Source organism: Dyella kyungheensis (assembly GCF_049913195.1).
GTDB classification, from domain to species: domain Bacteria; phylum Pseudomonadota; class Gammaproteobacteria; order Xanthomonadales; family Rhodanobacteraceae; genus Dyella; species Dyella kyungheensis.
Map to the genome: position 1 here is coordinate 4,760,556 of NZ_CP183983.1, position 13,700 is coordinate 4,774,255.

Below are 13,700 nucleotides of genomic sequence, written 5' to 3' on the forward strand. Positions count from 1 at the left end.
GCGTGAGCGGCGAAGAAAAAGCCGACTGGCAACAACGACATCGGAAGCATTCCCGGCCTGATCCAGGCTGCCTTGCGCACGATCCTGCGAAGGATCGCCGTCACATTTGGTCAGCGAAAAGCAAGCCAACCAGTACTTTTGTCACGGTCGCCGCGTGACCTTGATACGCATACTCGGGACTTACATCGATCCAATACCGGGGAATTGCATGCGCCGTCTCTTGACCTTGCTGATGGCAGGCAGCCTTGTGCTGTCGCCGTGTTTCGTCACCCTGGCCAAGGATGCGCCGCCGGACAAAGACAAAAAGGCCGCCAGCAAGGACGAGGACGTCCAGGCACCGAGCACCGAGACCGCCGTGCGCACCAAGCACAGCGTGAGCATCAACGGCCATTCGGTCTCCTACACCGCCACGGCCGGCACGGTGATCATCCGCGACGACAAGGGCGAGCCGCAGGCCAGCGTGTTCTACGTGGCCTATACGGTGGACGGCAAGGCGGAAAAGCGCCCGGTCACCTTCCTCTACAACGGCGGCCCGGGTTCCTCCTCGATGTGGCTGCACATGGGCTCGTTCGGCCCGGTGCGCATCGCCACCGACAGCCCCGCCGCCACCGCGCCGGCGCCGTACAAGCTGGTGTCCAACAGCGACAGCCTGCTCGACAAGACCGACCTGGTCTTCATCGATGCGGTGGGCACCGGTTATTCGCGACCGCTCGGCAAGGCCGAGGGCAAGGATTTCTGGGGCGTTGACCAGGACGTGTCGGCGTTCTCGCGTGCCATCCAGCGCTACGTGACGATCAACAACCGCTGGAACTCGCCGAAGTTCCTCTACGGCGAAAGCTACGGCACCACGCGCTCCGGCGCGCTGGTGGATGCGCTGCAGGACAAGGGCATGTCGTTCAACGGCGTGATCATCATGTCCTCCATCCTCAACTACGGCATGCGCATGCCGGGCTATGACGCGATGTACATCGGCTACGTGCCGAGTTACGCCGCCGCTGCCTGGTATCACAACAAGCTCGCCAACAAGCCGGCCGACCTGAAGTCGTACATCGACCAGGTACGCGCCTTTGCCAGCGGCCCTTATGCAAGCGCGCTGGCCAAGGGCCAGGACATCTCGCCGACCGAAGCCGACGCCGTGGCGCGCCAGCTGGCGGCGTATACCGGCCTGTCGGTGGAGTACATCAAGGAATCCAACCTGCGTGTCGATCCGTCGCGCTTCCGCAAGGAACTGCTGCGCAACGAACGCCGCACCATCGGCCGCTACGACGCGCGCTTCGAAGGCGTGGACGAAGACGCGGCCGGCGAAGTGCCCGACTACGATGCCTCCGACACCGGCATCAGCGGCGCGTTCGTCACCGCGTTCAACGACTACATCGTCAACCAGCTGAACTACCACAGCGACCTCGACTATCGCCCCACCTTCGGCGACATCAACAAGTCGTGGGACTGGAAGCATCAGGCGGCCGGCATCAAGCGTCCGCTGTTGATGGCCTATGTGGCCGGCGACCTGGCGCATGCGATGCGCACCAACCCGCATCTGCAGCTGCTCTCGGTGAACGGCTACTACGATTTCGCCACGCCGTTCTTCAACACCGAGTTCGACATCTCGCACATGAACCTGGAACCGTCGCTGCGCGGCAATGTGCATTTCCTGTACTACCCGTCGGGCCACATGATCTACCTCAACACCGAAGCGCTGCAGCAGCTCAAGGGCGACCTGGCACGCTACTACGACGCCACCACCCACTCCTGATTGGACCCGGAGACGACTGACATGCGCCAGCTTCCGCTTGCTTCGCTCGCCCTTGCCACGCTGTTGGCCCTGGGCACCCTGCCGCTGCACGCCGCCGATACGCCCAAGGATGCCGCCAAGACCGAACAGGGCGACAAGGACAAAGACAAGAACGCCGACGAGCACACCCAACCCACGCCGCCCGAGCGCAGCGTGGTGACCAAGCACAGCGTGCGCGTGGGCAACCGCAGCATCGACTACACCGCCACCGCCGGCCGCCTGACCATCCGCGACGAGAAGGGCAAGCCGACGGTGAGCTTCTTCTACGTCGCCTACACGGCCGACGGTGGCAAGAACAGCAAGCGTCCGGTGACGTTCTTCTACAACGGCGGCCCGGGTTCGTCGTCGATGTGGCTGCACATGGGCTCGTTCGGTCCGGTGCGCGTGGCCAACGATGGCGACAAGCCGATTCCGCCGGCACCGTACCGCTGGGTGCCGAACGAGCAGAGCTTGCTCGACAAGACCGACCTGGTTTTCATCGACGCGCCGGGCACCGGTTACTCGCAGCTGGTGGGCAAGACCGAAGGCAAGGACGTGTGGGGCGTGGACCAGGACGCCGAGGCGTTCACCAAGTTCATCACCCGCTATGTGAGCGTGAACAACCGCTGGAATTCGCCGAAGTTCCTGTTCGGCGAAAGCTACGGCACCACCCGCTCCGCCGTGCTGGTGAAGTCGCTGCAGGACGCGGGCATGGAGTTCAACGGCGTCGTGCTGATGTCCTCCATCCTCGACTTCTCGGTGGCAGCGCCTGGCATCGACCACGGCTACATCGTGAACCTGCCGACCGAGGCAGCGATCGCCTGGTACCACAACAAGGTGCCGAACAAGCCGGCCGATATCGGCACGTTCCTCGCCGAGGTGCGCCGCTTTGCCTCCAGCGATTACACGCTGGCGCTGGACAAGGGCGACACCATCGATCCGGCCGAAGCCGATCGCGTGGCCAATCAGATGAGCCGTTACCTCGGCCTGTCGCCGCAATACATCAAGGAAGCCAACCTGCGCGTGAATCCCAGCCGCTTCCGCAAGGAACTGCTGCGCAATGAGCGCCTTACCGTTGGCCGTCTGGACGGCCGTTTCCAGGGCATCGATCCGGACGCCGCCGGCGAAACGCCCGATGGCGATACCGCCAGCGACGCCATCACCGGCGCCTACGTGGCGGTGTTCAACCAGTACGCCGCGACCGAACTGAAGTTCACCGAGGATCGCGCCTACCTGCCCAACAACTACGGCGCCATCGGCCGCAACTGGGACTGGAAGCGCAAGAAGAACGGCGGCTGGCTGCAGGCCACCTACGTGGCCGACGACCTGGCCGACGCCATGCGCCGCAATCCGCACCTCAAGGTGTTCTCGGCCAACGGCTATTACGATCTCGCCACGCCGTTCTACGCCACCGAGTTCGACCTCACCCATCTCGGCCTGGAACCGGCCGAACGCAAGAATGTCACGTTCGGTTTTTATCCTTCCGGTCACATGATTTATCTTGACCAGACGTCCTTGCAGCAGACCAAGGCCGATCTGTCCCGTTTCTATGATGACGCCGCACCGTGACCAAGCTTCCTCCCCCGCCTTTCCCCGAATCATCTGACGAACAACCCGACGATCCTTCGCGACGCCGCCTGCTGGGCGGCCTCGCGCTGGGCGGTGCCGCGCTGGCCATCGGCGGCACCGAAACGCTCGCTGCCGGTGCCAAGCCGGCAGCGTCGTCGATGGCCCCGGCGGCCATCGACGAGGCGCTGCGCAAGGACATCCAGCAGGTCGTGGTGATCTACCTGGAGAACCGCAGCTTCAACAACCTGTTCGCCAATTTCCCCGGCGTGGAGCAGCCGCTGGGCGCGCTGAAGCCCGACGCCTACCTGCAACGCGACCGCGACGGCAGCGTGCTGAAGGAGCTGCCGCCGATCTGGCACGGCCTGGCGCCGCACAAGCAGACCGTGAACCACCGCGACTACCAGGTGACGCAGGACCATCTCACCGGCCTGCCGAATGCACCATGGGCGTTGCGCACGGGCGACGGCGAACCGTTGCCGCATGGCGTGGTGACGCGCGATCTCATTCATGCGTTCTACGAGAACCAGCGCCAGATCAACGGCGGCAAGAACGACGGCTTCGTGGCCTGGGGCGACACCGGCGCAATGGTGATGGGCCACTACGACGACAGCGCGTCCAACCTGCGCCTGTGGCAGCTCGCGCGGCAATACACGCTGTGCGACAACTGGTTCATGGGCGCATTCGGCGGCTCGTTCCTCAACCATCAGTACCTGGTCGCCGCGCAACCGCCATTCTATCCGAATGCAGACCACAGCCCGGCTCAATTCAACATCGCCGTGACCGAAAGCGGCAAGGCGGACGATCCGCGCCTGAAGCTCGCCGAAGATTCACCGCACAGCGCGATGGATGGCAAAGCCAAGCCGATCTCGCGCAGCCAACTCACGCCCGACTTCTGGGCCGTGAACACGATGATGCCGCCGTATCAGCCCACCAGCACGCAGTCGGGCACGAATCCGCTGCTGGCCTCCGAGGACAGCCCGAACACGCTGCCGCCGCAGCTGCACAAGACCATCGGCGACGTGCTTTCCGCCAAGGGTGTGGACTGGGCGTGGTACGCCGGTGCCTGGCAGCTCGCGCTCGACGGCAAGGGCGACGGCGACGAACACCAGTTCCCGCAGCGCCCGAACTTCCAGATCCATCACCAGCCGCTGAACTACTTCAAGAGCTTCGCGCCCGGCACCGACGCACGCGCTAAGCACCTGCGCGACGCCGGCGTGGGCGAGACCTCGAAGACCAATCGTTTCCTCGCCGACATCGAAGCCAATCGCTTGCCCACAGTGAGCTTCTACAAGCCGCAGGGCGACCTCAACATGCACGCCGGCTACTCGGACGTGGATACCGGCGACCGCCACGTGATGGCGATTGTCGATGCGTTGCAGAAATCGCCATCGTGGAAGCACACGATGGTCATCATCACCGTCGACGAGAACGGCGGCTGGTGGGATCACGTGGCGCCGCCCAAGGGCGACCGCTGGGGCCCGGGTTCGCGCATCCCCGCCCTGGTGGTATCGCCGTTCGCCAAGAAGGGCCACGTCGACCACACGATCTACGACACCGGCTCCATCGCGCGCTTCCTCACCCGCCGCTTCGGCCTGGAGAAGCTGCCCGGCCTGAGCATGCGCGAGCAAGCGATGATCGCGGCTGGCGGGCCGCCTCCCGGCGATCTGACCAACGCGCTGGAACTGAGGGCCTGAAGACGGACGGCGTGCGAACGAACTGCTCACATTCCCGGTGACATACTTCGCGCGCCTTTTCAGGGAGCGAGAATCATGCGCCGCACTGTTCTGACCGCCATCGCACTCACCACCGTCCTCGCCGCTGGCGTCCACGCACAGAGCGGCCTTGGCAGCCTGACCCAGCAGGCCCAGATCGCCAACAAGAACTTCGACATCGCCGACAAGAACAAGGACGGCGTGTTGACCAAGGAAGAAGCGGAAAAAGGCACGGTGCCGTTCATCCGCGCGCATTTCGATGCCATCGACAAGGATCACAAAGGCACGGTGTCGAAGCAGGATGTGGTCGATTACGTGAAGTCGCTGCAACAAGGACATCGGCATCCGGCAGCGGCGGCGTCGACTCACTGATTTTTTGTTGAGACGGCAAAGCCGCTCTCTCGCCCGGATGTCGCGATCCCGCGACCGGGCCGCTTACGACCCGAAGCTAGTCCCTGTGGGACGCAGCGGGCGTTTCGATCGGCTGCCGCCGCTCGAGTCACTTTTCTTTGCCGGCCCACGCATGCGCAGGAGCGCATGCGAACGGCGAAGCCGGCCCGAAGGGCGGAGGGCAGGATGCCCGGAGTAAAGAAAAGTAACCCAAAGAAATGGCCTCTAAAGCTGGCAGCATCGTGTTGAATCCAAGCACGAACGCGCGAGGCGCGTCCCACCGGATCTCCATGGGAGGGTACCCCAGGGGTACTTCAATGCGCTGCGCAACGCGCCCGAATCGCTGAGGACTTAAAGCGGAGGCTCGCTTCGCATCGCCCTTGGCTTGTACGCGATGTACCGCACTTCTCCCTCTCCCCACCGTGGAGAGGGCCGGGGTGAGGGGCGGGTGCTCGCGGGAACCTGTGTGCTTTCTGTGGGAGCGCACTTGTGCGCGACAGCCACGCATGGATGTACCGCTCCGTCGGCTTGTCGCGCACAAGTGCGCTCCCACAGTAGCCCTGCAGCTCTCGCTCTTAGCTCCGGCTCTTGGCTCTTGGCTCTTGGCTCTCAGGGGTCCCCGTATGACGCGGCGGGTGGGTGGAGGATCAGCCCGCAGGGTGGCCCGCATGGATGCGGGCCAGTTTTTCGCCAGGGCAGGATGCCCTGTCGAAAAACCCCGCAACCCACCCGCGCACCTGGAGGGCCAAAGGCCCGGAAGGCGCGTCATCCGGGGTGGCCTCTCTTTGGTTACTTTCTCTGGCCAAGCAGAGAAAGTGACCCGGGCCGCGGCAGCGGCACGGAAGCCCGCGGCAGGCGAGCCCGGTCGCGGAACCGCCCCAGATCGGCCCAATCTCAAGATGACTCCCCACACCCGCGACCCACCACCCACCAATGGCATACTCGGGATTCCTGCAACTGGAGTTTCCCCGATGCGCCCGTTCCATGCCCTAGCCTTCGGCGCCCTCGCGCTGCCGCTGAGCGCCTTCGCCGCCGACCCGCATTCCTACGCGCAGCCCGACCAGGTTCGCGTGACCCACCTGGATCTGGACCTGAAGGTCGATTTCCCGCACAAGCAGCTCGATGGCAAGGCCACGCTGAAGCTGGACTGGAAGGATCCGAAGGCGCAGTCGCTGGTGCTCGATACGCGCGACCTGAAGATCGCCAGCATCGAAGCCGTCGACGCCGCGGGCAAGACCAGCGCACTGAAGTACGCGCTGGCGCCGAGCGACAAGGAACTGGGCAGCAAGCTCACCATCGCCACGCCGCAGCATCCCGCGCAGGTGCGCATCGTCTATTCGACCGTGCCGACCGCTTCGGGCCTGCAGTGGCTGCCGCCGGAACAGACGGCCGACAAGAAGCTGCCCTTCATGTTCTCGCAGTCCGAATCCATCCACGCGCGCTCCTGGGTGCCGCTGCAGGATTCGCCGGCGATTCGCTTCACCTACGACGCCCACGTCACCGCACCGAAGGACGTGCGAGTGGTGATGAGCGCGCTCAACGAGGCGAACCATCCGCTCGATGGCAACTTCGCCTTCAGCCAGCCGCATCCGATCCCCTCGTACCTGCTCGCCATCGCGGCGGGCGATATCGCAGCGAAGGAAACCGGTCCGCGTTCGGCCGTCTATGCCGAGCCCAGCGTGGTCGGCAAGGCCGCCAAGGAATTCGAAGACACCGAGAAGCTGATCAAGACCGCCGAGTCGCTGTACGGCCCGTACGCCTGGGGCCGCTACGACCTGCTGGTGTTGCCGCCCTCGTTCCCGTTCGGCGGCATGGAAAACCCGAACATGACATTCGCCACGCCGACGCTGCTGGTGGGCGACAAGAGCCTGGTCTCGGTGATTTCGCACGAACTCGCCCACTCGTGGTCGGGCAACCTGGTCACCAGCGCCGCATGGCGCGACATCTGGCTCAATGAAGGTTTCACCACCTACGTGCAGGGCCGTATCACTGAAGCGGTATACGGCAAGACGCTGGCCGACGAAGAAGCGCTGATCTCCGCCCGCGGCCTCGAGAAGTCCATCAGGGACAAGACCATCGCCCCGAATGCGCAGCGCCTCGCGCCCAAGCCCGGCATCGGCGCCGACGATTCGATTTCCGAAGTGCCGTACGACAAGGGCAGCTGGTTCCTGCGCACGCTGGAGCAGCGCTTTGGCCGCGACACCTTCGATGCCTATCTGAAGGGCTATTTCGCCCACTTCGCGTTCCAGAGCATCGACACCGAACAGATGCTCGATTACCTCAAGGCCAATCTGTTCGACAAGAACCCGGGCAAGATGAGCTGGGACGAAGTGCAGCAGTGGGTGTACGAGCCGGGCATTCCCAAGGATGCGCCGCTGCCGGATTCGCCGCGCTTCAACGCCATCGACAAGGAGCGCGCGTCGTTCCTCGCCGGCTCGCTCGCTGCCGACAAGCTCGACGCGAAGAGCTGGAACACGCAGGAATGGATGTACTTCCTCGACGGCCTGCCGGACGTGGCGCCGCTGGACAAGATCAAGCAGATCGACGCCGCCTGGCAGCTCACCGGCACGCCTAACGCGGAGATCGGCATGCGCTGGTACAGCCATGCCATCGCCGCGGGCGACAAGGACGTGTGGCCAGCCGCCGCCGAGCACATGACGCGCATCGGTCGCCTGTACCTCACCATGCCGTTGTACAAGGCCTTCGTGAAATCGCCGGAAGGCCTGGCGTACGCACAGCAGGTTTATGCGAAGGCGAAGAGCGGCTACCACCCGCTCACGCAGCAGGCGGTGGAAGCCGTGTTCGCCAAGGCGAAGAAGGGCACCGGCAAGTAAGCTCTGCGCGCGCCTCCTTGCAAAAGGGGGCGCGCGACGCCATCGATAGCTGCGTTTCCTCCTACTGGTTTCCCCATGGCCACCAAAAAAACGATTCCTTCCACGCCTGCCTCGACGCGCCCGCTATGGCAGCGGCTCGCCCTGCGCCGCCTCAAGTTCCTCGGCTTCGTCGCCATCCTGCTGGCCGTCGTGCTGGGCGGCTCGTACCTGTTTGCGCCGCAATGGCTGATGGCCGCCGACGTCAAGCGCCAGGCCATGGCCGCCCACGTTGAGAAGCATTCCGTGCAGGTCGGCGATACCACCTGGGTCTACTACGAAGGTGGCGAAGGCCCCACGCTGGTGCTGTTGCACGGCTTTGCCGCCACCAAGGAAGTGTGGCTCAAGCAGATGGAACTGCTGACCCCGCATTTTCACGTGATCGCACCGGATCTGCCGGGCTGGGGTGAATCCACCCGCGTCGACGGCGCCAGCTACAACATCGATGCGCAGGTCGCACGCCTGCAGGACTTCATGGAAGCGCTGCATCTGCCCAAGGTGGTGCTGGTCGGCCACTCGATGGGCGGCGCCATTGCCGGCGTGTTCGCCGCCGAGCATCCGGAGCACGTGGCGGAACTCGCCCTGCTCGATTCGTTCGGCCTGAAGGCCAACGAAAACGCATTCTCGCGCGAAGCGATGTCGGGCAAGAACGTATTCGCATTCGACAACCGCGAGCAGTTCGCCAAGGCCACCGCCTGGGCGTTCGCCAAGCCGCTGAACATTCCCGGCCGTTTTCAGGATGTACTGATCAAGCGCAACCAGGAAAACCGCGCCTTCATCGATCGCACCTTCAACGAGCTGCGCGACCCCTCGGAGTACCTGTCGCTGCAGAATCGCCTCGACAAGCTCGGCATGCCGGTGCTCGGCCTGTGGTGCCACGACGACAAGATCATCGACATCTCCGCCCTGGACAGCCTGCGCAACGGCCTGAAGAACGCCGCCGCGATCAACACCAGCATGATGACCGGCTGCAATCACATGCCGATCATGGAAAAGCCGGACGAGACCGCGCGCATCCTCACGCAGTTCACCTTGTCGCATTGATCCCGACGCGCCGGATGGCCTCATCGCCATCCGGTGACGTTCGCTAGAGCAGGCCCGGAATCAGCGCCTTCGTGCGCTGCATATAGCTTTCGTAGGCCAAGCCGAAGTTGTCGCGCATCCAGCGCTCTTCAAGTTTCAGCTTGAACCAGAACGACACGGCGACGATAACGACGCAGATCAGCCCACGCCACTCGCCGATGGCCATCGCCGTGCCGAGGAAAGCCAGCAGCAGGCCCGTGTAGATCGGGTGGCGCACCCAGCGATAGGGGCCGCTCTGGATCAGTTCGTGATCCTGCTTGACCTGCACCACGGAACTCCAGTTGCGTCCCAGTACGTAACGCGCCCAGCAGGCGAACGCGACGCCAAACAGGGTGAGCAGCGCGCCCAGCACGGCGATCGCGGCGCTGGCCGGATACATGCGCGCATGCAGCCAGCTGCTGCCGAACCAGTCGCCGGGGCCGATCAGCGCAATCGCGATGACCAGCGGCAACCAGTACTTCACCAGGCGCGGAAGGATCGCTTCCTTGCGCTGCGCGCCCTTGACGCGCCGCCATCCCCACAGCCAGTACAGCGCGAAGATCAACCACATGGCCTTGATGAAAGGGCCGATCGGCAGTTCCATGACGCTCCCCCTTGTCCCCGGTAGGCGCCAAGGTTCTGCGTATGCGCGGCTTAACGCAAGAGTGCCTCCCCGCACCTTCCCTGGCGCGGGGAGGCGAGACTCACTCGACGAAGCCGAGATTCACCGGCGCGGGCGACAAGGGGTGCGGGCCGCCCGTCAACGGCACATCCTTGCCGACGACTTCGAACTTCAGGCCATCGGCCCACACTTCGCCCTTGTTCTGCAGCAGCACGCCGAAAGCGATGTCGCGCGCGTTGTCGGGCACGTCCAGCACGACATCGAATGACTGCCACGGCTTGTCGCCCTGTTGTGCGCGGTCATCCATGTTGTCGAATGCCACCGACTTCTTGTCGGTATCGTCGACGCGCATCCACAGCGCGCCCTTGCCGGCATCCTTCGTGCGCAGATAGCCCGAAAGGCGCACGCGCTTGCCCTTGTAGGCGGCCGCGTCGATGGTCTGCATCAGGGTGGCGAAGCCGTTGCTTTCGCTCTTGGCACGCAGGTAGGCGCTGGTGCTCTTGGGCACGCGGGTCGACGCTTCCGTGCCGGTCTCGAAATCATTCTGGGCGGATCCGGTGATGAACCAGCCACGCGGCGCCGCCGCGTGCGCACTGGACGCGATGCAGCTGGCGATGAGAACGGCGGTGGCGAAGATCTTCTTCATAGGGCATTCCCTGTCTCGGGTTGGGGGTGAAGGTTGGTGGACAGCAGGAACCGATCCACGTCGTTGCGTGGCGGCGTGACGTCCATCTGCTGGAGCTCGCTGCGGACCCGGCCCGCATCGTGGGCCGCCATGGGATCGGTGGTCAGGGGTGAACGATGACCGGGAGCCGGCCACATCGTCCACAGCAGCAACGAAGCGGCGATGGCTGCCGGCCATGCGATGCGCCGAGACCAGCGGCGCATCGATGCGGCACGGTCCGCGGCGCCGAGAATGCGTGCATCGAGCCGCGCGGCAGGCGCCTCGTTCGAGGCATGCCGGTACAACCGCAGCAGTTCATCCATGTCGTCGTTCATCGCCATGCCTGCAACGCCTCGCGCAGTTTCTGCTGTGCATAGCGCAAGCGGCTTTTTACCGTTTCACGCGTGGTACCGGTGGCGAAAGCGATGTCTTCCAGGCTGAGTTCGCCCTCGGCTTTCATCAGGAAGGCTTCGCGTTGCGGCAGTGGCAATCCATTCACCGCTTCGACCAGCGCCCTGCCCAGCGCGTCGTTGTCGAGATGCCGGTCGGGTGCATACAGGGGCGATGCGGCGTGATGCTCGATCGCATCGTCTGCGTTCTCATGGGGCTCGATCGCATCGGGCGCATGCCTGCCCAGTACGCGCCAGCGATCGGCGGCGCGGCGATGCGCGATGCCGAACAGCCACGCGGCGAACGGCGCGTTCGGCTGATAGCCGGCCTTGCCGTTCACCACGGCCATCCACACGTCCTGGAAGATTTCCTCCGCCTCGCTGGCCTTGCCGGCCAGGCGCAACGTGTAGCGGTGCAGCTTCTCGCGATAGCGTGCGTAGAGGACGCGAAAGGCATGCACGTCGCCGTTGCGATAGCGCTCCATGCATTGCGCGTCGCTTAGCGCCGACGTTTCGGCTATCTGCTCGAGGTGCGGTTGCGACAGCAGTCGACGCAGAGGCTCAAGCGCTTGCGCGCAGGCATGCGTCCAATCCATGGGTGGGGCGATGACGGCCGACATGGCGTCCTTTCCGTTGGCGATACTTCCATGATCGCCGGGAACGCCCGAATGGGGTTAAAGCGAAGGCTCAATCCGCGACGTCGGCAATCAGCCGGTCGAGTTCGGTCTTCAGCCACGCGCCGTTGAGGCGCAGCCAGTCGCGCTGTTCGCGCCAGTCGGGAAACAGGATTTCCACCTGCGCCCAGAAGCGCGGCGCATGGCTGCGCACCTTCAGATGGCATAGCTCGTGGGCGAGCACGTACTTCAACGCGTTCGGCGGCGCGAGCGCCAGCGCGAGATCGAGATTGATGCGGTCACGCGTATCGAGGCTGCCCCACAGGCTCTTCATCGGACGCACGCGCAGCGCCGTCGGCGCCAGCCCGAGCTGCGGCACGTAGCCGGCCAGCCAGCGCGACACATCGCGACGGATCTGCGCTTCGAAATACGAGGCGAGCAAGCCGCGCGCCACCGGCACTGCACGCGTATGCGGACGAGGAATCACCAAAGTGAGCGTGCCCTCGCCGGCTTCGACGCGCGGGTACGGACCTTCCGCCCAATCGAGCTGCACGGTTTCCCCACGCAGCGGAAATTCCGTGGGCGTGCCGACGCGCAGCGGCGGCAACGGCTTCACGATCAGATGCAACTCGTCGAGCTTGCGCTCGAGCCAGTCGGCGTGATGACGCAGGAATGCACTCACCTGCGCCGGGTGCGTGCCGTGCGGATACGACACGCGTGCACCCTTGGGCGTCACCGTGAGCCGCAACCGGCGCGCGCGCGGATGGGCGGCTTTGAGCACACGGATGGTGCTGCCGCTCGCGGTGGCCAGTTCCAGCCAATCGCCTTCAAGATGCTGCGTCATATCCCCGCCTTAACTGCATGGCGTCCAGGCCGACCGATGTCCGAAAGGGACTCAGTGTCCCAAAGGAAATGTGGGGAGAGCATGCAGGCTTCGCAAGGCAGGGCGATGTCCGTCCCGACCATACGGTCAGGACGGCGGAGCCTGAACGGGCCGGCTCAGGCCTCGGCGGGACGCGGCAGGCCGAACCATTCTTCCAGCTTGCCCAGCAGGCGCTCGACCTCGAGCGTGAGCAGGGTGAAGGTGGCGTCGGCCTCGGCGGCGGCGTCCGGATGGCTGTCGCCCAGCTCCTCGATGACCACGTCGAGGAACTTGAGCTTGCGCACGATCAGGTCCTCGCCGAGCACGAAGCTCATGCGCTCATCGAAGGTGAGACCCAGCTGGAATACCTGCTTGCCATTGCGCAGGTGCTCCTTCACTTCCTCGCCGTCCAGGTCCTGGCGGCGGCACTTGGCGATGGCGCCGGTGGCGGAGGCCGGGTCGCGCAGCTCCACCTCGTCGCCCAGCGCCAGCCCGGCCGGCAGGTTGCCGTTGGCCAGCCAGTCGGTCATGAGCACCCGCGGGCCCTCTTCCGGCGCCAGCGGCACAGCCGGGAAGCTGCCCAGCGCTTCGCGGATCTGCGTCAGCGTGTTCTCGGCGGACTTGCGGCTGGAGGTGTCGAGCACCAGCCAGCCGTTCTTCTTGTCCACGTAGGCGCGCTGGCGCGAGCTGCGGATGAAGGCGCGCGGCACCAGCTCGTTGAGCACGTCTTCCTTGATGCGCTTGCGCTCGCGGCCGCCAACCTTGCGGCCCTCTTCTTCGGCGATCTTCTGCACGCGGCGCTGAAGTTCGTCGTTCACCACGGAACCGGGGAGGAGTTTGTCCTCGCCGCCCACGGTGACCATGGTGCAGGCCTTTACCGCATGGGTGAGCGGGGCCTCATCGCCCCGGCCCACCGGCGGCACGAAACCCTTGGTGCCCATTTCGAGCGGACCGCAGGGGCGCAGGCGATGGTCGCCCAGGGCTTCGTCCAGGCGATCGAGGTCGTTGGAGATGGCGGGAGAAAAGCGGAACAGCGTGAGATTGCGGAAGAACATTCGGTATCCGTGCTTTATGTCGTCATTCCGGCGTAGGCCGGAATCCAGCGCCTCATTCAGCGAGGTCCCAACGGCGTCGCATCGATATGCGCCCCGTTACTGGATTCCGGCCTCCGCCGG

12 protein-coding genes are annotated in these 13,700 nt (G+C 64.8%); 6 read left to right on the plus strand and 6 right to left on the minus strand.

Features of this window, described 5'->3' with window-relative positions; all coding sequences use genetic code 11:
- Positions 1 to 208: 208 nt before the first annotated feature.
- The 6 genes from ACN9MB_RS21240 (at position 209) to ACN9MB_RS21265 (ending at position 9,356) form a co-directional block, all read left to right on the plus strand.
- Complete coding sequence (locus tag ACN9MB_RS21240; protein ID WP_426270217.1) at positions 209 to 1,753, plus strand: S10 family peptidase; 1,545 nt, start codon at positions 209 to 211, stop codon at positions 1,751 to 1,753.
- 21 nt (positions 1,754 to 1,774) lie between these two features.
- Positions 1,775 to 3,340 carry a S10 family peptidase gene (locus tag ACN9MB_RS21245; RefSeq protein WP_426270218.1) on the plus strand — a complete coding sequence of 522 codons (1,566 nt, stop codon included), beginning with the start codon at positions 1,775 to 1,777 and terminating at the stop codon, positions 3,338 to 3,340.
- A complete protein-coding gene (gene acpA, locus ACN9MB_RS21250; RefSeq protein WP_426270219.1) occupies positions 3,337 to 5,034 on the plus strand; it encodes an acid phosphatase in 1,698 nt (565 codons plus the stop codon). The genes ACN9MB_RS21245 and acpA overlap by 4 nt, the downstream gene beginning before the upstream one ends.
- Positions 5,035 to 5,109: 75 nt before the next feature.
- Positions 5,110 to 5,424 (plus strand): EF-hand domain-containing protein, encoded by a 315-nt coding sequence (locus ACN9MB_RS21255; protein ID WP_426270220.1) that lies wholly within the window; start codon positions 5,110 to 5,112, stop codon positions 5,422 to 5,424.
- Positions 5,425 to 6,413: 989 nt separating this feature from the next.
- The gene (locus tag ACN9MB_RS21260; protein WP_426270221.1) at positions 6,414 to 8,276 is read left to right on the plus strand and encodes a M1 family metallopeptidase; all 1,863 of its coding nucleotides are present in this window, start codon (positions 6,414 to 6,416) and stop codon (positions 8,274 to 8,276) included.
- A gap of 75 nt (positions 8,277 to 8,351) precedes the next feature.
- Positions 8,352 to 9,356: an alpha/beta fold hydrolase gene (locus ACN9MB_RS21265; protein ID WP_426270222.1), complete on the plus strand. Its 1,005-nt coding sequence runs from the start codon at positions 8,352 to 8,354 to the stop codon at positions 9,354 to 9,356.
- A 43-nt stretch (positions 9,357 to 9,399) separates the two neighbouring features.
- Here the strand turns inward: ACN9MB_RS21265 and ACN9MB_RS21270 are convergent, their stop codons facing one another.
- The 6 genes from ACN9MB_RS21270 to ACN9MB_RS21295 form a co-directional block, all read right to left on the minus strand.
- Positions 9,400 to 9,978 (minus strand): methyltransferase family protein, encoded by a 579-nt coding sequence (locus tag ACN9MB_RS21270; protein WP_426270223.1) that lies wholly within the window; start codon positions 9,976 to 9,978, stop codon positions 9,400 to 9,402.
- 100 nt (positions 9,979 to 10,078) lie between these two features.
- A complete protein-coding gene (locus tag ACN9MB_RS21275; RefSeq protein ID WP_426270224.1) occupies positions 10,079 to 10,642 on the minus strand; it encodes a hypothetical protein in 564 nt (187 codons plus the stop codon).
- Complete coding sequence (locus tag ACN9MB_RS21280; protein WP_204634624.1) at positions 10,639 to 11,001, minus strand: hypothetical protein; 363 nt, start codon at positions 10,999 to 11,001, stop codon at positions 10,639 to 10,641. The genes ACN9MB_RS21275 and ACN9MB_RS21280 overlap by 4 nt, the downstream gene beginning before the upstream one ends.
- Complete coding sequence (locus ACN9MB_RS21285) at positions 10,992 to 11,669, minus strand: sigma-70 family RNA polymerase sigma factor (RefSeq protein WP_204634625.1); 678 nt, start codon at positions 11,667 to 11,669, stop codon at positions 10,992 to 10,994. The genes ACN9MB_RS21280 and ACN9MB_RS21285 overlap by 10 nt, the downstream gene beginning before the upstream one ends.
- 67 nt (positions 11,670 to 11,736) lie before the next feature.
- Positions 11,737 to 12,507, minus strand: a complete 771-nt coding sequence (locus ACN9MB_RS21290; protein WP_204634626.1) for a M48 family metallopeptidase — start codon at positions 12,505 to 12,507, stop codon at positions 11,737 to 11,739.
- Positions 12,508 to 12,662: 155 nt separating this feature from the next.
- Complete coding sequence (locus tag ACN9MB_RS21295; RefSeq protein ID WP_426270225.1) at positions 12,663 to 13,580, minus strand: recombination-associated protein RdgC; 918 nt, start codon at positions 13,578 to 13,580, stop codon at positions 12,663 to 12,665.
- Positions 13,581 to 13,700: the final 120 nt, after the last annotated feature.